This window comes from bacterium (genome assembly GCA_030693425.1).
Lineage (GTDB): Bacteria > Patescibacteriota > Minisyncoccia > Minisyncoccales > GWA2-46-15 > GWA2-46-15.
In genome coordinates this window covers 15,381-33,438 of record JAUYAM010000005.1, presented here as the reverse complement: position 1 = coordinate 33,438, position 18,058 = coordinate 15,381, and the positions used below count along the sequence as shown (strand labels likewise).

Here is an 18,058-nt window from a genome sequence, read left to right as displayed (position 1 = left end):
AGATATAATAGATCATCTCAAAACATATCTCTATAATTTACGAAAAGGTATATTCGTATAAATTCGTAATTCGTAGAATTCGTATGACGAACGAAGAACTCTGGCAAACTGTCCTTGCCCAAATTCAACTAGTCATCTCCCCGGCGAATTTCGCCACCTGGTTCAGGCAAACCTCAATTATTTCCCACGGAAACGGAGAGGTGACTATTTCCGTTCCCAACTCTTTCTCTAGGGAATGGCTGAAAAACAAATACCACAAACTGATTGCCAAAATCATCAACGATCAGGACAACGGTTTGAGGGAAATAAAATACATCGTCGGCTATTCCTCGCCGCCGACGCCTCTGGAAAAGAAAACCAATCAAGCCGTCGCCGCAGAACAACTCGATTTTCAGGAGTTGAAAGTAGACAGGGAAACCAATCTCAATCCCCGTTATCTTTTTGAAAACTTTATCGTCGGCTCTTTTAACGAGCTGGCTCACGCCGCGGCAACGGCGATCGTCAAAGACCCCGGGCGCGCCTACAATCCTTTGTTCGTCTACGGCGGAGTGGGTTTGGGCAAAACTCATCTTTTGCAGGCAATCGGCAACGAAGTCAATAAAACTCATGGCAAGAAAAACATCAAATATCTGCCCGCAGAAAGATTCACCTCGGAAATCGTCGGGGCTATCAGAAACCACCAGATCGAATCATTAAAGCAAAAATTCCAGAGGATCGATTTGTTGATTGTCGACGACGTCCAGTTTCTGGCTGGGAAAGAAAAAACCCAAGAAGAGTTTTTCCATCTCTTCAACGCTCTCTACGAAAAAGACAAGCAAATCGTTCTTTCCTCCGACCGCCCGCCAAAAGCCATTTCTTCCCTCGCCGAAAGACTGAGGTCCCGTTTCGAAGGGGGAATGATCGCCGACATTAGCCTGCCGGACCTGGAAACGAGAATCGCCATTTTGAAAACCAAGGCCTCGGAAAAGAAAATCGAGTTTAACGAAGACATTTTAAATTATATCGCCAGCAATATCCAGAAAAACATCCGCGAGCTGGAAGGAGCTTTGAACCGCTTGGCAACCCATCAAAAGATTTACGGAAAACCTCTGACTATCGAGGTGGCAAAAGAGGTGCTCGGGAGTTTTACGGTCAACCTTCCGAGAATCTCTTCTCCGAAAAAAATCGTCCAAACGGTCAGCGATTTTTACGATCTGAGAGAAAAGGAAGTTTTCGACGTCACTAGAAAAAAGGAGATAGTGAAACCGCGGCAGATAATAATGTTCTTCTTGAGGGAGGAGTTGAAATATTCTTTTCCGGCCATCGGCAGAATGTTCAAGGGCAAAGACCACACCACCGCTATCCACGCTTTTAAGAAAATCAAGGGAGAAATCGAAAGGGATGAGGATTTTTTGGAAGAAATCAGCCTGATTAGAAAAAAACTCTACGGCTTGTGATCCCCTTGGCAAAAACTGTCAAAATCCTGTGGAAAAGGGCGGGGAAACCTGATGAAATCTAGACCCAAATAAAAGGCTTTGGAAACTGAACAAATTTTAAAGAACACCTTTTTCACAGTTTTGCCCGCCTTTTTGCCAAAAGAAATAACATTTTATTAAAAGCTGTTTTACAGGAAAATCCGACGGATCAAAGACTGCCAACAACAACAACAAGTATATATTAAGTAATTTACTAAATACTATGAAGACGACCATCCTCAGAGAAAATTTAAGAGAAGGCCTCAATGCCGTCGGCAGAATCGCTCAAAAAAATCTTTCCCTGCCGATTCTAAACTCGGTTTTAATATCCTGCGAAAAAAGCTTTACCTGCTTAAAAGCCACGGACCTGGAAATGGGGATAAAATGGTGGATTCTTTCCAAAGTTGAGAAAGAAGGGAAAATCGCCTGCCCTTTAAGGATTCTTCAAGGACTGGTCGATAACCTTTCGGCGGAAAAAATAGTCTTAAAAGCAGAGGAGAAAAGAATATTGCTGGAAGCGGAAGAATTCCAAGCCCAGATCAACGGACTGGACGCGGAAGAGTTTCCCATTATTCCCGAGCCGGATTCGAAAGAGACGTTTTCCTTAAAAGCTCCGGAGTTTGTCGAGGGGCTGTCTCGGGTAGTAGAAATGGCAGCAGTTTCCCTCATCAAGCCGGAAATATCCGGAGTCTATTTCCAGTTTCTTGACAGCAACCTAAAAATGGTGGCAACCGACAGTTTCCGTTTAGCCGAAAAAACCCTTTCTCTGGGCGAAAAAATGAGCAAGGAAATCTCTTTCATCCTGCCCCAGAAAGCCTGTCGGGAGATAATCAATATTTTTGAAGACAGAGGCGGCGATTTGAAATTCTACCTTTCTTCGAATCAGATTCTTCTGGAAATGCTGATGGAGGAAACCTCCCATCCCAAAATCCAGTTTTTCTCTAGATTAATCGAAGGAGGGTACCCTGATTATCGAGAGATTATCCCGACGGAGTTCCGTTTCAGGGCCTTGGTCAAGAAAGACGTTTTCCTTCAGCGCCTCAAGGCAGTCAGCCTTTTCAGCAATAAAATCAACGAGATAAAAATCAGGGTTAAACCGGAAAAGCAGGAAATTGAGATCGAGGGACAGAATCCGGAAGTCGGCCAGTCAACTAGCGCTCTGGCAGTCAAAATCGAAAAGGGAGAGGAAATGGAAGTTTCTTTCAATTGGAGATTCTTAGTCGACGGTCTGAATCAGATCAGAGAAAAAGATTTCATTTTTGCTTTGAGCAAAGACGAAGACCCGGCGGTTTTAAGGCCGGAGCAAGATTCCAGCTACCTGTATCTGCTAATGCCTTTAAGGGTTTAGATTGTCTGTTTTCGGGAAAGGCTCTGGCAGTTCTCGGGAAAAAGCTTTTTCCATTATCTGATGAAAGATTGGGCCGGCGAAAACTATCCCCGGCTCTTTTTGCATCGGCGAGTTATCGTTATTTCCGGTCCAGACCCCAATAGAAATCGACGGGGTGTAGCCGATCGTCCAGCCGTCGCGGTAATCCTGAGTGGTGCCGGTTTTGACTGCCACCTGATAGTTCTCAAAAAACAGAGTCGATCTTGGCCCGAAAATCGGGGTCCTGGCAGCGTTGTCCGACAAGATGTCATTAATCAGGGCGGTCACTTTTGTCTCAAGAACCCGTCTGGGAGAAGTTTTGCTTTCCTCGACAATTTGCCCATCAGTGTCCTCGATTCTTAAGATGGGGGTCGGTTTTGCCCAGAGGCCGTTGTTGGCAAAGGCGCCGTAAGCAGATGTTATTTCTAGAAGTTTAACCTCATGGCCGCCGAGAACTATCGCGGGCCCAAAAGGGGATTTTAGAGTGGTAATTCCCAGATCTCTGGCAGTTTGGACGCTATCTTCTAAGCCCCCCATTTTCATGAGAACCTTGATTGAGGGGATATTCAATGACTGGGCCAGCGCCTGCCTAAGAGTGACCGCGCCTCTAAAAGTGCCGTCGTAATTCCGAGGGATGTAATCCTCTCCTCCCCAATTGCCGAAATTAGTCTGCTCATCGATGACGACGGTCTTGTCGTCAAAGCCCTTTTTAAAAGCAGTTGCATAAACGAAGGGCTTAAACGATGAGCCCGGCTGACGGCTGGCCAGAGCAACGTTGAATTGAGGTTCAAAAAGGCAGTTTTTCCCGGACAGGCAGTCTGCCGGGTAAGGATCGGCAAAAAAGTCTTTGGAGCCAACCATGGCCAATATCTGTCCGGTTCTCGGGTCGATGACAACGGCAGCGGCGTTAAAAGAACGGTTGCCCTGATTTATCTTAACTCTTTCCTCGACGATTTTTTCGGCCGCTTCCTGAAGATCCCAGTCTAAAGTCGTATAGACTTTCAACCCTTTCTCTTTTAGGAAGTTTTCGCCGTACTTTTCTTCCAAAAGGCCTTTGATCCAGATGACAAAATGGGGAGCTTTGATCGCTTGGCTGATTTTGGCGAATTTTAGAACCTCGCTTTCAGCGGCCTCTTTCGCCTCGGGAGTAATAAAATACAAATCAGCCATTCGCTGTAAGACATAGTCTCTTCTAATGAAAAGCTTTTCTTGATTGGGGCCGTAGGGAGAAAGATAGCTGGGAGCTTTGATCAGGGAGGCCAGGAGAGCGGCTTCTGCCAGAGAAAGGTCCTTGGCGTTTTTCTGAAAATAAGATTGAGCGGCGGCCTGGGCGCCATAAGCGTTCTGCCCGAAGGGAATCTGGTTCAAATAGAATTCCAGAATCTGGTCTTTGGAGTAGCGTCTTTCGAGTTCGAGGGTGAGGATTACCTCTCTGGTTTTTCTGGCTCCGGTTTTTTCCAATCCAAGATACGAGGACCTGATCAGCTGCTGGGAGATGGTCGAGGCTCCCTGAACCGGCTGGAAGATTCTCAAATCGGCCAGGATGGCCCTAGCGACTCCTTTTGGACTTATGCCGCGGTGACGGTAGAAATCAGCATCTTCGGCAGCCAGGACTGCCTCTTTAAGATAGCTGGAGATCTGCCCCAAAGGAACGATTGTCCTTTTTTCCTCGCCGTAAATTTCGTAAAGAACGATTTCTCCTTTTCTGTCATAGATTTTGGTCGATTGGTAAGTTTCTTTTTCGGTGAATTTTTCCGGGCGGGGCAGGTCCTTGGCATAGTTGATGACAAATATCAGGCCGATGGCAAAAAGAACCAGCACAGACAATGCGAAAAACTTTAGCAACGAAAAAAACCACTTCCTTTTTCTGGTTTTCCCGTAGACTTTGCGGTAGAATTTTCTCTCAGCCATAATGCTCTTGAAAAGTTGTCTGCATCCATTCTAGCTAATTTGCGGCGTAACTCAATATTGGAGAACTTTACGACAAAAACCCGGCAGGCCGGGCTTTTATCATTTTCTAAGCAGGAATTCTAGTTAAACGAAGATTGCTACTCGATCTCTTCTTCTACGTCTGAATCATCCGACTCTTCTTTCTCTTCTTCCTCTTCTTCTTCCTCCTTTTCTGCGGGCTCTTTCTCTGCGGGCTCTTCGTCGCCCTCATAATCCATGGCTCCTTCCCACTCATTCTGATTGTTCAGGATGGATGAAATCTCTTTGTCCAAAAGCATGATTTTTAATAGGTTTCTTACAGATAGGTTTTTCGGCCGACCTTTATGTTTGTTATATCTATTAGCAATTTTAGTTTTTCAAGAAATCTTGTCAATACCCCCGCTTTTCAAAATGGCAAAGGCGCCGCAAAGGGCGACTCCCAGGGCGTCGGCGATGTCGTCTGGTTTGGGAATCTCTTTCAGGCCAAGTATTTTTTTGATTTTGTTCTGGACCTCTTTTTTCTCGGCGCGGCCGTCGTTGGCCACTCTGACTTTCACCTGCAGGGGAGTGAATTCAACTAAAGGGATTTTTCTCTTTGCCGCTCCAAGAATAATCACTCCGGTGGCTCGGCTGACGGGAACAAAGGTCTTTAAGTTCCTAAAGAAGAAGACGCTTTCAATAGCGATTAACCCCGGACGGTGTTTTCTGATCAAAGCGTCCAGCTCAAGGCTGATTCTCTTGAGGCGCGCCGGAAAAGATTGAGTCGGCGAGGTTTCGATTAAGCCAAAGCCCAGGCAACTTATCTTTGACTTCTGGCCTTTTGAGACTTTGGTTTCTAAAATACCGTAACCGATAGTTGCCGTTCCCGGATCAATACCAAGAATCGTCATCTCGATTAGCTTTTAAGATTTGAATAAACGTCCTGGACGTCGCTGTTCTCGTCAAGAGAGTCAAAAAGCTTGAGAGCCTGATTTTCTGAAAGTTCGTCAGTCGGAATCTCGTCTTTGGCCACCCAGTCGGCAGAAGCAGAATCTATTTTAATATTCTCCCTTTCAAGATTTTCTTTTAAAGACTGAAGGCCGTCTCCCGACGCATAGATTTCGAGCAGGTCTCCCTGGCGCCAGATAAAGTCTTGAGCCCCGGCTTCGATCGCCTTTAGCTCCAGAGACTCCTTGTTCTTCCAGTTGTCTAGTTGGTCCTCAAGGGAAACGGCGATTACTCCTTTTCTCTCGAACATCCAGCGAACTGATCCTTCCTGGGCTAATTTTCCGCCGTATTGGGTTAAAGTTTGTTTTATTTCTCCCAAGATGCGGTTTTTATTATCGGTTATCCCTTCGATTATCAGGGCGATTCCGCCCGGGCCGTAGCCCTCGAACAAGAATTCGTTCAAGTCTTTCCCTCCCAGGCCTCCGGTCGCCTGCTTGATAGCTCGTTCAATGTTGTCATTCGGTACGTTTAAGGATTTTGCTCTTTCGACGGCGGCTTTCAGTTTCGAATTGGTTTCTGCGTTCGGGCCGGCGTCCTTGACGGCGATTGCGATCAGCCGGACCATTTTTGAGAAAATCTGCCCCCTTTTCTGGTCAGTAATATTTTTGGCATGCTTTATAGTTTTCGCGTGGCTGTGGCCTGACATATTATTTAAGAGATATCTTTTTCTATTAACCTTTTTAACATTAAAACCGTTATTCCTGAAATGGCGGCGATCAAGATTGCCAGCCCCCCGGTTTCCAAAAACGAAGAATAATTTTTCTCAGTGTTTTCGGTCTTCGTCTGAACGGCGCTCGCCGCCAGCGGTAGAGTTTTCTCAAAATCTTTTTGCGCAGTAACGTCTGGAGGTTTGTTTTCCTGATTACCCTGAGTATTTAGATTACCGGGAGTCGGCGTTTTTGTCCAGGATCAGTCATTGGAGAATCTCGCCAGAGATTGTTCGCGAACAGCCTTCTTGTAGTAAACGGTGTCGATTATCCGTTTGTCTGGGGCAGACAAGAAAATCTTTTCTTCTTGGTTGTTGAGGATAATCTTGGAATCCGGCCTTTTGACAACCAGATAGCTTTGAGGATTGATGACGGTTCCCGGCGGGAAAGAATACGTTTTCGTCTTGCCGAAAAAGTCATTGATTTGCCAGCCTGAGAGCTCAACCGGGAAGGAGTTTTGATTAAAAATCTCGATCCATTCCTCGGTTTCGTCCGGGCCTTCGGGGGATGGAAGAATTTCGTTGATAACAATGCCCGAAGGATAGGTCCGTTGACGACTGTCGTCAACAGCAGGTTTTTCGGATTTAGTTAAGGAAGTTAGAGGAAAAACGTCTTCTGCAATTTTTAATTCTTGATTCTGTTCGCTATTCTTTACTTTTGGTGTGCCGCCGGGATTTTGGCTTGTCTGCCAGTTTTGAGGATCGCTGCCACCAACCAAGGAATTAATTCTTTCCATTGTTTTATATTCGGGTTTCCCGATACCGGTAAACCAACCGCCGCTATAATCAACTTCGTCAATTATATTTGAACTGTTGTCTAAAAGTTGCAGATGTTCTCCATTATTATTTAAACCATATCCGCCCCAGCCGGTCGGAGACTGGCTGGCTTTAATACCCGGCACTGTATTGTCATCTGTTCTTTCAACAAGATAATATGATTTTGCTCCAATTATTCCGATTAGGGGTTCAACTAGGGTTTTTTCTCCTTCTTCGTATAATCCCCAGCCAGCCAAGTTAATTTCTGTGTTAGTATTATTATAAAGCTCTATCCATTCGTTATTGGCAGACGCAGTTGTGCCCATCCAGGCGATTTCATTAAAAACAACGCTCAAAGGCTGACTAGCTAAAACTTCGGCGGGCAGAAAAAGACAGACTGCCAGGAAGAGCCACATCTTGACAAAACCTTAATAGTTTATTATAATCTGGGATATTGCCTTTTCGGGTAGGGGCACCCTTCACCGGGGAGAATTTTGCTTGAAGGAGACTCCGGGTTCTGCCTGGAATCTTCCTCGGGAAAATTTGAGACTCGTGACTGGCGTCCGGGTATGCCCCTGCCCGAGGAGGTTTTATTTCGCTAGAATCAAACTTGTTTATTTTACCCTTCGCCGACCACCCTTTTGATTTCTTCAACCGTGGTCAATCCTTCGAGAACCCTGATTAGGCCGTCCTGATACATTGTTATCAGTCCTTTTTTGACGGCTAAGTTCTTGACGCTGCTGGTCGGCGGTTTAGTCTGGATAAATCTGTCCATTTCCGCGTCAATCGTCATAGTTTCGAAAACCCCCAACCTTCCGCGGTAACCGGTAAAACCGCAATCTTCGCAGCCCTTGGCAAAAGGGATTTTTGTTTCTTTGGCCAACGGCGAGATTTTGATTTCTTTCGGAAGATTCTGAAGGGACAGGTCAATTTCCTCAAGTACCTGAGAAGGGATGACTTTTAGCTCTCTGCACTTTGGGCAGACTTTTCTGACCAATCGCTGGGCGACCACCGAGTTTATCGCCGAGGCGATCGAAGGCGGCTTGACCCCTAAATCCATCAGCCTGGCGACGGTTCCGGCGGCGTCGTTGGCGTGCAAAGTGGAGAAAACCAAGTGTCCGGTCAGGGCCGCTTGCAGGGCGATGTTGGCAGTTTCCAGGTCCCTAATCTCGCCGACCAGGATTATGTCAGGATCTTGTCTGACAATAGCTCTTAACCCCGAGGCAAAGTCGTAGCCTTTATCCGGCTCGACTTGGGTTTGGGAAATGCCTTCGAGCCGATACTCGATTGGGTCTTCGATGGTAATAATCTTGACGCCCGGATTTTGGACTTCTTTCAGGAAAGCGTAGAGAGTCGTCGTTTTGCCGGATCCCGTCGGTCCGGTGACAATAATCATTCCGTTTGGCCTGGCGATTTCCCGGCGAAAAGTTTCCAGGAGGTCGTTTCTCAGGCCGAGCTGTTCAAGACTAATCAGACTTTTGGGGTTTAAGACCCTCAAAACTATTGATTCTCCGTATTCAGACGGCAGAGTCGAAGATCTGACTTCGATCTCGCAATTTGCGTCAACAATAGAAAACCGGCCATCTTGGGGTCGGTCGCTGACATTCAATTTTATTCCGGAAACCAACTTCAGGCGGGAGACTAAAGATCGGTAATCATCAAGGGAAATATTAACGAGATCCTGGAGGACGCCGTCAATTCTCAGGCGGATTTTAACCTGGTTCTCCTCGACTTCAAAATGAACATCAGAAGCGTCAAGGTCAATGGCGCCGATGAAGATTATTTCCAAAAGCTGGCTGACGTTTTTGTCCGAATACTGGGAAACGATTTTAGAAAATCCAGGAACGTTCTTAATTTTTTCCGATTGATTCGACCGAGAGATTTCGATTTTGTCGGTAATTTTTTTGGAAACAGTCATATTTGACGGATATCGACTCAATCTTAAATAAAAGCTAGAATTAATTCAGAGACAGCAGTAAAGTTCGATTTATGAAACCACTTTTCTCACTCTATCTTGGTTTAACAAATTAGTCAACGTTTTTCATGGAGACAAAAGACGAAAACCGGCTTTTAATCGTTATCGACGCCCACTCGCTAATCCATCGCGCTTATCATGCCTTGCCGCCGCTGAAAACCAAAGACGGCAGATTAGTCAACGCCGTTTACGGGTTCTTCACCGTCTTCTTTAAGGCTCTGAGGGAGTTAAGACCGGACTCTGTTGCCGTTGCCTTTGATTTGGCTGCTCCGACTTTCCGCCACCGGGCTTTTCCTGGCTATAAAGCCAAGAGAGAAAGAGCTCCAGAAGAGTTTTACTTGCAAATCCCTACGATCAAAGAGATTCTCGGAGCTTTTGGGGTGCAGATTTTTGAGAAACAGGGTTTTGAGGCCGACGATATTATCGGTACCATTGTCACCCTTGCCAAAGACAGCCCAGAGTTTCCGGATTTGAAAACCATTGTTTTGAGCAGCGACAACGATGTCCTTCAGCTCGTAGACGAAAAAGTCAGAGCATTGATTCTTAAAAAGGGCATCAGCCAGACTACCCTCTATGACGAAAAAGCAGTTCGGGAAAAATATAAGGGTCTTAGCCCGGGTCAGCTGGTTGATTTCAAGGCCCTGCGCGGAGACCCTTCGGACAACATCCCCGGGGTTTTTGGGATCGGTGAAAAGACAGCCACCGAGCTGCTCACCAGTTTTCAGAGTTTGGAAAACCTATACTCTCTCATAGAGCAGGAAGCAACCGAGGAGTTGATAAAAGCCTCGGTTTTCGAAAAACTCGTCAGCCAAAAAGAACAAGCTTTTTTGAGCAAGAAATTGGCAGAGATCTGTTGCAATGTTAAAATCGATTTCAACCTTGGAACCTGCCGCTGGAAAGATTATGATCGCCTTAAGGTTGCAGAGCATTTCCGGGATTTGCAGTTTTTCAGCCTTTTGTCAAAATTGCCGTAGCCAATTGAGTGGTATAAGATAAATAATTAGGGGCTATATGAGAAAGTACTCTCTGTACAGCATTATCTTCGGCATTTTTGCAACCTCTTTTCTGGTGGCCAGCGTTTTGATTTACTTTTCAATCACCAGCCATCAGCAAGATCTCTTCAAGGCAGGCATTGAGGAAAAGATAAAGCTGGCCGAGGCGATCAAGGAAACGGTCGGCTCTCCTTCCTGGTTTTACCGCATGTCCCTCTTGAAAGATTCGGAAAAAGGACTGATCGCCGGTCTGGCCAAATTCAAAGACGTTCGTTTCATCAGAATCGTAAAATCCACAGGAGAAATCCACCAGAGCACTCTTGAAGGCGAAATCGGCAAAAAGCTTAAAGACATAGATATTGCCAACGTCATCAAGTCGGAAAAAAGTCTGATTAGGGACGAAACTCTTCGCGGAGAAGACATCAAGGCGCTTATCTATCCGAGCTACGAAAACCAGGCGATCTGGATCGGCTTTTCTTTCAGAGAGACTCAGATTTTAATGAGCAGGCTTTTATGGCGGTATCTTTTAGTGGTCCTGCTGGCTTTATTTTTGGGAACGGGAGCGATGGTCGTCATTTTGAGAAGCGTCGTCGATCCGATCAGAGAGATTACCGCCAGTTGCGAGGACGTCAGGCGGGGAAATCTCGACGTCAGGATCAAAACCAGCCCGAGAACCGAGATTGGGGATTTGGCGGAAACTTTTAACGAAATGCTTGGAGACCTCAAGGATTCTCGCCAAAAATTGGAAGAGGCGAAAGAGGTTTTAGAAGTCAGGGTAGCGGCTAGGACCAGGGAGCTTCAGGATTTGGCCAATAGCCTTGAAGAACAGGTAAAAGCCAGGACAGAAGATCTTCAGGGAAAGATGAAAGAACTCGAAAGATTTAACCGTTTGGCAGTCGACCGCGAGCTGAAAATGGTCGATTTAAAAAAAGAAATTAAGAAATTAGAAGAGGAACTTGGCCAGCCGTTCGAGGCTAGCCGGGACAATAATTCTCAAGACAAAGCTTAATTGCCAAGAAGAAAATGAACCAAGAATTGACCTTGGAAAAAGTTAAGGAGACAAAGTGTTTTTTAATGGAGATAATTATCATCAATTTTTAATAGCGGGCAGAATGCCCGATATACCTTGCGTTATAACATGGAAAGAGAAAAAATAACTAGAGCAACAGCTCAAAAGTTCATGAATATCCCTGGAGAAGCCAGGGGGGTAACTTTAAAGGTTGACTGGGAGTTTATTTTGAAAAGGGAGGGCCGGGAAGGTTTAAAAAGATTGGAAGAAAAGATGGCAGAACTCGGGTACCCCCTGAAGTACGAAGAGATCAAAACCATGGATTTTTACCCGATAGGCCTCGACGCTCTTTCAATGGCAGCGATTGCCGAACTCTTCAATTACGATAAAAATACCTTTATTGAGATTGGCGAGACGGCGGTAAAGTTCTCAATTTTCCTGAAAGTTTTCCTTAAATACTTTGTTTCCCCGCAGCAGACAGTTGCAGAGGCGCCGAAAATGTGGAGGAAGCATTATAGCGTCGGCGACCTGAAAATAATTGAGTTTAATATGGATAGGGGCTATGCCATTCTGCGCCTGGAGAATTTTAGTCTTCATAAAATCCACTGTTATAATCTTCTAGGTTATTTTTCCAAGATTTTAGAGATGACCATGAAAGTAAAAGTAACTGCCGAAGAAAGAAAATGCACTTTTGAGGGAGACAACTACCACGAATATTTTTTGAAATGGAAATGAAGCTCCCAATCGCAGCAATCTGCGAGGGAGCTTCTCTGCAAAGTATTTATTATTTTTATTGTCGCCTTTCATCTCCGCAACAAGTTGCGGAGCATTCATCAGGCGGCCTCAGATAACCTTTTAGCGAGAAAGATTTAAAATGAACCCTTTTGACTTTAGAAGATTGGTTAGAGGAGAAGACAAAGACAAAAAGATTTCTCTTTTGTTGACGGACTTAGCGTCCTTAGAAGACTATATCAATGGTCTTTTAAATTTTTCCCCCTTGCCCATATGTTTTGTCAGTCCCTTGGGGGTAATCTTAGAGACAAACCCAGCCTTTGAAAAAGTTTCTGGTTTTCCCAGCGAAGAGATTATCGGCGAATCGGTTGAAAAGATTTTTGATAAACAAGAGGTTGCCAAATTAGCCAAAGAGACTTTTTCTAAAGGGGTGGTTGCCGCTAAAGAGCTGTCGATATTGAGAAAAGACGGCAGCGCCATAATCACTCAAGTTTTCACCAGGGTTCGTGTTGACGAGCAGTCAAGACCAATAGGCTACTTTTTAGGGCTTTTTAATTTGAGCGGCATCAAGAAAACCGAGGAGGAATTAAGAAAAGTTCAGGCAGCCCTTTTGAACATCCTTGAAGACACTGAAGAAGCAAGACGCGGGGCCGAAGAGGAAAAAGATAAGACCCAGGCGGTCATTACCAACTTCAGCGACGGCCTCCTTTTTTTTGATAAGAATCATCGATTGACACTGATAAACCCCAAGGCTGAAGACTTTTTTAAAATTAGTAAAGAAAAATTAATAGGCAAATTGGTTAAAGAGATTGCCGGTTTTCCGGAAGTAAAATCTCTGATCAATTTTCTGGGAGAGAGTATCGAGGAAGTTTTTAGGAAGGAGTTTGCCGTCACAAAAGAGATTATCTTTGAGGTTTCAGCGATACCGATGAAAAGCGGCGCCAGCGACTTGGGCGATCTGGTGGTCTTGCACGACGTCAGCAGGGAAAAGATGATCGAAAGACTCAAGACGGAATTCGTTTCCCTGGCCGCCCATCAGCTCAGAACTCCTCTTTCGGCGATAAAGTGGAGCTTGAGAATGCTTTTGGACGGCGACATCGGGGAGATTTCCAAAGAACAGAAAGACATCGTCGAGAAAACCTATCAATCGAACGAAAGAATGATCACTCTTATCAACGACCTTCTGAACCTGGCGCGGATTGAAGAGGGCAAGTACGTTATCAATCCGGTCTTGGCCGATATGGTGGAGATTTGCCAGTCGACAATCGAGTTCATCGGCAGCGATTTCAGGAATAAAGGGATAAAACTCGAATTCCTTAAGCCGGCCAAAAAACCCATTCGGGTCTTCGCTGACGAGGAAAAATTAAAGTTGGTCGTCCAAAACCTGGTAGACAACGCTTTTAAATACACACCAAAAGGAGGCAAAGTCACCGTTTCCTTGAAAGAAACGGCCAACGAAGTCAGGACAGAAGTTCAGGACACGGGCATTGGCATTGCCGACAACGAGCAAAAAAGGGTTTTTACCAAATTCTTCCGCGCCAGCGAAGCCGTCCTGACCGAGCCGGCCGGCAGCGGCCTCGGCCTTTATATGGCAAAGAATATCATCGAGAGCCACGGCGGGAAAATCGGCTTTACTTCAAAACAGAACAAGGGAACGACTTTCTATTTCACTTTGCCAAAAGCGGATTCCAAGGCTAAACAATAAAATAGCTTTTATCCTTGCCCGTTTTCTGCTATAATTAAAACAGCCATATTAAATAAGAAATCACCCCACTTTAATTTTATGAAAAAGATCTTAATCATAGAGGATGAAGAGATTATGCTGGATCTGCTGCAAAGGAAGCTGGTTGCCCGTGGCTACCAGATTTCCCTGGCGAGAGACGGGGAGGAAGGTTTGAAAAAGATGAAAGAAGAAAGGCCGGACATGGTCCTGCTGGATTTAATTATGCCCAAAATGGACGGGTTTTCGGTTATGGAAGAGATTCGAAAAGACGATAATTTAAAAAAGATTCCCCTGATCGTCATTTCCAATTCCGGCCAGCCGGTGGAGATCAGCCGGATCAAGGAATTGGGAGCTAAAGACTGGCTGATAAAGACGGAGTTTGACCCCCAGGAGTTGGCTGAAAAAGTAAAGAGTTTATTCGGGGAGTAAAGCTTAATAAGAACGTATGTTAGGGGTCGAAAATTCTTAAAAGTGGAATTAATAAAGAGTTAAATAATATGCCTAAAAAGATTCTAATTGTCGAGGATGACAAATTCTTAAGGGAGTTAATCATCAGGAAACTAACGAACGAGGGTTATCAAATTTCCGAGGCAACCGACGGCGAGAGCGGGGTCAAGGCCATCAAGTCTGAGAAACCAGACTTGGTTCTATTGGATTTGATCCTTCCCGGCATCGACGGCTTTGAGGCCCTGACCAGAATTAGGCAGGATCAAGAGACGGCCGGGATCCCGGTGATAATTCTCTCGAACCTCGGCCAGAAAGAAGACATTGAGCGGGGATTAAAGCTCGGAGCGACCGATTATCTGATCAAGGCTCATTTTGCTCCGGGGGAAATCGTTGAAAAGATCACCGCTATTCTCAAGTAGAACCTTTGGCACCCCAAAAAACTTCATAAAACAGATGATAATTTTTCTTTACGGCCAAGATAGTTTTCGGGCCAGGTTAAAGCTCAATGAAATTATTGACCAGTATCGGAAAGTCCGCCGCAGCGGACTCAATTTATTTTACTGCGATTTCCAGGAAGACGAATTTCTTGCTTTCAAAGAAAAGCTGGAAACCGTTCCGATGTTTGCCGAGAGAAAACTATTCATCTTAGAGAACGTCTTTTTGAACTCTGATTTGAGCAAGGATTTTCTGGACTACATGATCAAAAACAAACGGAATCTAGGCGACGACATCTTGGTTTTCTTTGAACCCGGGGATCTAGACCGTCGCGGCAGTCTCTTCAGCTTTCTGACGAAAACCGCTAAATTCCAGGAGTTCAAGCTGTTGGACGGGCAATCTTTAAAACAATGGCTCAAGAAAGAGGCTGAGAAACTGGGAGCTGAAATCAGCTCATCAGCCATTGAAAAACTGGTCGTTTATTTTAGCAATGATTCTTGGAGGCTTTCGAACGAGCTGAAAAAACTAGCCAGTTTTAAAAAAGGTAAAAAGATTGAGCCAGAAGACGTTGAGCTATTGGCAACGCCAGAGGTCGCGGCCAATATTTTCAAAACCATCGACGCCGTCGCTACCCAGGACCGGCGGAAAGCCCTAGAATTAACTGGCCAGCATTTTGACGAAGGGGATTCGCCGGCGTATCTTTTGGCGATGATCAATTACCAATTCCGGAATCTCTTGATAGTCAAAGACCTTTTAGAGAAAGGCAAGCCTTTAAGGAATTCCGGGCTCAATGATTTTGTTGCCAGGAAGTGCTATTTTCTCGCCCAGAAATTTGCTTTCTCGAGATTAAAGAAAATCTATTCCAAGATTCTAGAAATCGATCTGAAAATAAAAACCGGGAAAATCTCTCCCCGGCAGGGTTTAGAGCTCTTGATTTCCGAGATCTAGGTTTTAGCTTCAGATCTCTTTATCAGCTGACTGATCCTTGATTTTTTCCTCGAGGCCTTATTTTTTTTGATGACTCCTCTTTTGGCGGCTTTGTCCAGAGCTTTTGAAATTTTGGGCAGGAGGCTCTTTGCCTCAGTTGTTTTTTTCTCAGCCAAAAGCGATTCGATTTTCTTTTCGAGTTTCTTGATGTTTTCGGTGTTAATCCGGTTTTGTCTTCTTCTCCTTTGGCTCTGGCGGAAAGCCTTTTTCGCCGACTTGGTGATAGCCATAAGTTGGATTTAGCTTCAGAACTATAATAATCTATTTGGCGGTTTTGGACAAGGGTTTCTGGAGTTTCTTGATGATATCTCTGATCTTTGCCGCTCTCTCAAAATCAAGGTTGTTTGCCGCCTCTTTCATTTCTTTCTCAAGTAACTGCCGGTCGTAAATGCCCCAAAATTCGGCTTCAACCTGTTTTTCTTCTATGATGGCAAACGGCCAGTCGCGCACCGCTTTTGAGATTGCTCTCGGCGACAGCTTGTGCTCCAGGTTGTATTTTGCCTGGATTTTTCTCCTTCTTTTTATCTCTTTGATCGCCAGGCCCATAGACTTGGTGGTTTTGTCGGCGTAGAGGATAACTTTCCCTTGAAGATTCCGGGAAGCTCTGCCCATGGTTTGGATCAGGGTGTTTTGAGACCTCAGGAAACCTTCTTTGTCGGCGTCTAGGATTGCCACCAGAGAGACCTCGGGAAGATCCAAGCCTTCTCTCAACAGATTGATTCCGACTAGGACGTCGATTTCTCCCAGCCTCAGATTTTTAAGTATTTTTGGCCTTTCCAAAGTTTTGGTTTCTGAATGAAGCCAGTGGCTGCGGATTCCTTGGTCTCTGAAAAAATCGTTAAGATCTTCGGCCAGTCTTTTGGTCAGAGTGATGACCAGGGCCCTCTGTTTATGATCGACCCTACGCCTTATCTCTTCAATTAAATCCTTTATTTGGTTTTTCGTCGGCCTAATTTCTATTTCCGGCTCTAAAAGCCCGGTCGGCCTGATCAGCTGCTCGACATAATATTTTCTACCGGACTTAGCTATTTCCAAGTCGCCTGGAGTGGCCGAGACATAAGTAATCTGGGTGGCTTTGTTCTCAAACTCTTGATAGGTCAGGGGGCGGTTGTCTACAGCCGACGGCAGCCTGAAGCCGTACTCGATCAGGATTTTCTTTCTGGCTCGATCCTGGACCGACATCGCTTTTATCTGAGAGCAGGTCAGGTGGGATTCGTCGATAAAGACCAGAAAATTTGGATTGGCCAGCTGGAAATAATCCAAAAGGCTGAAAGGGGCCTGGCCGGGTTTCCGGAACTCAAGGTGCCGCGAATAGTTTTCAATGCCGTGGCAGTAGCCGGTTTCCAGCATCATCTGGAGGTCAAAGTTGGTTCTCTGATCCAGCCGTTCCGCTTCGAGGAGTTTCTTTTGCTTCTTCAAGAATTTTAATCTTTCTCCAAGCTCGAGTTTAATATTCTCTATAGCGGTTTTAAGTTTTGACTCTGGAGTTACCCAGAACTTAGCGGGGTAGAGCAGATAACTATTGGATAAGGGCTTATAATCCGATAGCAGAGAATCCTTTGAAACATAGAGGCTGTTGATCTCGTCTCTCCAGAATTCGGCCCGCAGAGTTTCTCTGCCGGTTACCAGACGAATTTCAACAATGTCTCCCCTGACTCTGAAAGCGCCCGGTTTCAAGTCGATGTCATTGCGCTGGTACTGCAGAAAAATCAGTTGCTTCAAGAAATCTTTTCTGGAAATATCCTGCCCGGGTTTTATTTCTAGAACAATGTTGCTGTAGGTTGCCGGCGAACCCAAGTTGTAGATGCAGGAAACGGAAGCGACGACAATAACTTCCTTAAAAGAAAGCAGGTCCTGGACCGCCTGATGGCGCAGCCGGTCAATTTCTTCATTGATGCTGGCGTCTTTTTCGATATAGGTATCGGTCTGGGGAATGTAAGATTCGGGCTGGTAGTAGTCGTAATAGGAAACAAAATAGTGGACAGGGCTTTTTGGGAAAAACTCTTTGAATTCCTGGTAGAGCTGGGCTGCCAGAACTTTATTCGGCTCGATGATCAAAGCCGGCCTCTGAAGGTTTTCAATCACCTTGGCCATCACATAGCTTTTGCCAGATCCGGTAACTCCCAAAAACACCTGGTGCTTGGCGCCGGCTTCAAGATTAACCGCCAATTTCTTTATTGACTGCGGTTGATCGCCGGCGGGCTTGAATGGGGAAGAGAGCTTGAAATTCACGCCCCGTAGGAAATGATTATGTTTTACGTTCATATTCTCAAAGGCCTAACCAAAAAGGAGTAATTTGTTGCATATTAGCCCTACTAGTTAATTTTGGATACGGGGTATAAAACATAATTCTAAAAAATGTTTTTATCAAGAAAACCCTTAAAAACTTTTAAATTTTGGCAAATAGAATAATAAAGGTTAAACTATTGATTACGAAAATATTTCCCGCCTGCCAAAGCCGATCCAAAATTTCGATATAAGACTAAAGAACATTTAATCTGCGCCGCGTATTATCAACTAACTTAAACCGCTCGCCCTAAAATTTTGGTTTGTTCGGCGG

At 45.2% G+C, this 18,058-nt stretch carries 17 protein-coding genes; 9 read left to right on the top strand and 8 right to left on the bottom strand.

Annotated elements, in window-relative coordinates:
* The first annotated feature begins 83 nt into the window (after positions 1–83).
* Both dnaA and dnaN read left to right on the top strand, forming a co-directional pair.
* Positions 84–1,436, top strand: coding sequence for a chromosomal replication initiator protein DnaA (gene dnaA, locus Q8N16_03665; GenBank protein ID MDP3093836.1), 1,353 nt, complete (start codon positions 84–86; stop codon positions 1,434–1,436).
* Between the two features lie 241 nt (positions 1,437–1,677).
* Entirely contained in the window at positions 1,678–2,802 is a 1,125-nt protein-coding gene (dnaN, locus tag Q8N16_03660) for a DNA polymerase III subunit beta (GenBank protein MDP3093835.1), read from the top strand.
* Here the strand turns inward: dnaN and Q8N16_03655 are convergent.
* From Q8N16_03655 to Q8N16_03630, 6 genes are all read right to left on the bottom strand, one after another.
* The gene (locus Q8N16_03655) at positions 2,791–4,731 is read right to left on the bottom strand and encodes a PBP1A family penicillin-binding protein (GenBank protein MDP3093834.1); all 1,941 of its coding nucleotides are present in this window, start codon (positions 4,729–4,731) and stop codon (positions 2,791–2,793) included. The genes dnaN and Q8N16_03655 overlap by 12 nt on opposite strands.
* A 137-nt stretch (positions 4,732–4,868) precedes the next feature.
* Positions 4,869–5,048, bottom strand: coding sequence for a hypothetical protein (locus Q8N16_03650; protein ID MDP3093833.1), 180 nt, complete (start codon positions 5,046–5,048; stop codon positions 4,869–4,871).
* Positions 5,049–5,126: 78 nt separating this feature from the next.
* Positions 5,127–5,639 carry a crossover junction endodeoxyribonuclease RuvC gene (gene ruvC / locus Q8N16_03645; protein ID MDP3093832.1) on the bottom strand — a complete coding sequence of 171 codons (513 nt, stop codon included), beginning with the start codon at positions 5,637–5,639 and terminating at the stop codon, positions 5,127–5,129.
* A gap of 5 nt (positions 5,640–5,644) precedes the next feature.
* On the bottom strand, positions 5,645–6,382 hold the full coding sequence (locus Q8N16_03640; protein ID MDP3093831.1) for a YebC/PmpR family DNA-binding transcriptional regulator: 738 nt from the start codon (positions 6,380–6,382) through the stop codon (positions 5,645–5,647).
* Between the two features lie 263 nt (positions 6,383–6,645).
* Positions 6,646–7,614, bottom strand: a complete 969-nt coding sequence (locus Q8N16_03635; GenBank protein MDP3093830.1) for a lamin tail domain-containing protein — start codon at positions 7,612–7,614, stop codon at positions 6,646–6,648.
* 203 nt (positions 7,615–7,817) lie between these two features.
* Positions 7,818–9,116 carry a GspE/PulE family protein gene (locus tag Q8N16_03630; GenBank protein ID MDP3093829.1) on the bottom strand — a complete coding sequence of 433 codons (1,299 nt, stop codon included), beginning with the start codon at positions 9,114–9,116 and terminating at the stop codon, positions 7,818–7,820.
* 125 nt (positions 9,117–9,241) lie between these two features.
* On the opposite strand from Q8N16_03630, the gene Q8N16_03625 reads away from it, so the two are divergent.
* The 7 genes from Q8N16_03625 (at position 9,242) to holA (ending at position 15,459) form a co-directional block, all read left to right on the top strand.
* Positions 9,242–10,147: a 5'-3' exonuclease H3TH domain-containing protein gene (locus Q8N16_03625; GenBank protein ID MDP3093828.1), complete on the top strand. Its 906-nt coding sequence runs from the start codon at positions 9,242–9,244 to the stop codon at positions 10,145–10,147.
* A gap of 37 nt (positions 10,148–10,184) precedes the next feature.
* Positions 10,185–11,174 carry a HAMP domain-containing protein gene (locus Q8N16_03620; GenBank protein ID MDP3093827.1) on the top strand — a complete coding sequence of 330 codons (990 nt, stop codon included), beginning with the start codon at positions 10,185–10,187 and terminating at the stop codon, positions 11,172–11,174.
* A gap of 129 nt (positions 11,175–11,303) precedes the next feature.
* Entirely contained in the window at positions 11,304–11,909 is a 606-nt protein-coding gene (locus tag Q8N16_03615; protein MDP3093826.1) for a hypothetical protein, read from the top strand.
* 139 nt (positions 11,910–12,048) lie between these two features.
* Positions 12,049–13,611, top strand: a complete 1,563-nt coding sequence (locus Q8N16_03610; GenBank protein ID MDP3093825.1) for a PAS domain-containing sensor histidine kinase — start codon at positions 12,049–12,051, stop codon at positions 13,609–13,611.
* A 78-nt stretch (positions 13,612–13,689) separates the two neighbouring features.
* Positions 13,690–14,058: a response regulator gene (locus tag Q8N16_03605; GenBank protein ID MDP3093824.1), complete on the top strand. Its 369-nt coding sequence runs from the start codon at positions 13,690–13,692 to the stop codon at positions 14,056–14,058.
* Positions 14,059–14,126: 68 nt separating this feature from the next.
* Positions 14,127–14,495 (top strand): response regulator, encoded by a 369-nt coding sequence (locus tag Q8N16_03600; protein MDP3093823.1) that lies wholly within the window; start codon positions 14,127–14,129, stop codon positions 14,493–14,495.
* Between the two features lie 34 nt (positions 14,496–14,529).
* The gene (gene holA / locus Q8N16_03595) at positions 14,530–15,459 is read left to right on the top strand and encodes a DNA polymerase III subunit delta (GenBank protein MDP3093822.1); all 930 of its coding nucleotides are present in this window, start codon (positions 14,530–14,532) and stop codon (positions 15,457–15,459) included.
* Here the strand turns inward: holA and rpsT are convergent.
* Both rpsT and uvrB read right to left on the bottom strand, forming a co-directional pair.
* Positions 15,456–15,728, bottom strand: a complete 273-nt coding sequence (gene rpsT, locus Q8N16_03590) for a 30S ribosomal protein S20 (GenBank protein ID MDP3093821.1) — start codon at positions 15,726–15,728, stop codon at positions 15,456–15,458. The genes holA and rpsT overlap by 4 nt on opposite strands.
* A gap of 31 nt (positions 15,729–15,759) precedes the next feature.
* Entirely contained in the window at positions 15,760–17,763 is a 2,004-nt protein-coding gene (uvrB, locus tag Q8N16_03585; protein MDP3093820.1) for an excinuclease ABC subunit UvrB, read from the bottom strand.
* Between the last annotated feature and the right edge of the window lie 295 nt (positions 17,764–18,058).

Bases quoted from the DNA above. Each gene is read 5' to 3' on its own strand.
- Q8N16_03625 (MDP3093828.1), top strand. From the start codon at position 9,242: ATGGAGACAAAAGACGAAAACCGGCTTTTAATCGTTATCGACGCCCAC.
- Q8N16_03635 (MDP3093830.1), bottom strand. From the start codon at position 7,614: ATGTGGCTCTTCCTGGCAGTCTGTCTTTTTCTGCCCGCCGAAGTTTTA.
- Q8N16_03600 (MDP3093823.1), top strand. From the start codon at position 14,127: ATGCCTAAAAAGATTCTAATTGTCGAGGATGACAAATTCTTAAGGGAG.
- Q8N16_03615 (MDP3093826.1), top strand. From the start codon at position 11,304: ATGGAAAGAGAAAAAATAACTAGAGCAACAGCTCAAAAGTTCATGAAT.
- Q8N16_03610 (MDP3093825.1), top strand. From the start codon at position 12,049: ATGAACCCTTTTGACTTTAGAAGATTGGTTAGAGGAGAAGACAAAGAC.
- dnaA (MDP3093836.1), top strand. From the start codon at position 84: ATGACGAACGAAGAACTCTGGCAAACTGTCCTTGCCCAAATTCAACTA.
- holA (MDP3093822.1), top strand. From the start codon at position 14,530: ATGATAATTTTTCTTTACGGCCAAGATAGTTTTCGGGCCAGGTTAAAG.
- ruvC (MDP3093832.1), bottom strand. From the start codon at position 5,639: ATGACGATTCTTGGTATTGATCCGGGAACGGCAACTATCGGTTACGGT.
- Q8N16_03655 (MDP3093834.1), bottom strand. From the start codon at position 4,731: ATGGCTGAGAGAAAATTCTACCGCAAAGTCTACGGGAAAACCAGAAAA.
- Q8N16_03650 (MDP3093833.1), bottom strand. From the start codon at position 5,048: ATGCTTTTGGACAAAGAGATTTCATCCATCCTGAACAATCAGAATGAG.
- dnaN (MDP3093835.1), top strand. From the start codon at position 1,678: ATGAAGACGACCATCCTCAGAGAAAATTTAAGAGAAGGCCTCAATGCC.
- Q8N16_03620 (MDP3093827.1), top strand. From the start codon at position 10,185: ATGAGAAAGTACTCTCTGTACAGCATTATCTTCGGCATTTTTGCAACC.
- uvrB (MDP3093820.1), bottom strand. From the start codon at position 17,763: ATGAACGTAAAACATAATCATTTCCTACGGGGCGTGAATTTCAAGCTC.
- Q8N16_03605 (MDP3093824.1), top strand. From the start codon at position 13,690: ATGAAAAAGATCTTAATCATAGAGGATGAAGAGATTATGCTGGATCTG.
- Q8N16_03640 (MDP3093831.1), bottom strand. From the start codon at position 6,382: ATGTCAGGCCACAGCCACGCGAAAACTATAAAGCATGCCAAAAATATT.
- rpsT (MDP3093821.1), bottom strand. From the start codon at position 15,728: ATGGCTATCACCAAGTCGGCGAAAAAGGCTTTCCGCCAGAGCCAAAGG.
- Q8N16_03630 (MDP3093829.1), bottom strand. From the start codon at position 9,116: ATGACTGTTTCCAAAAAAATTACCGACAAAATCGAAATCTCTCGGTCG.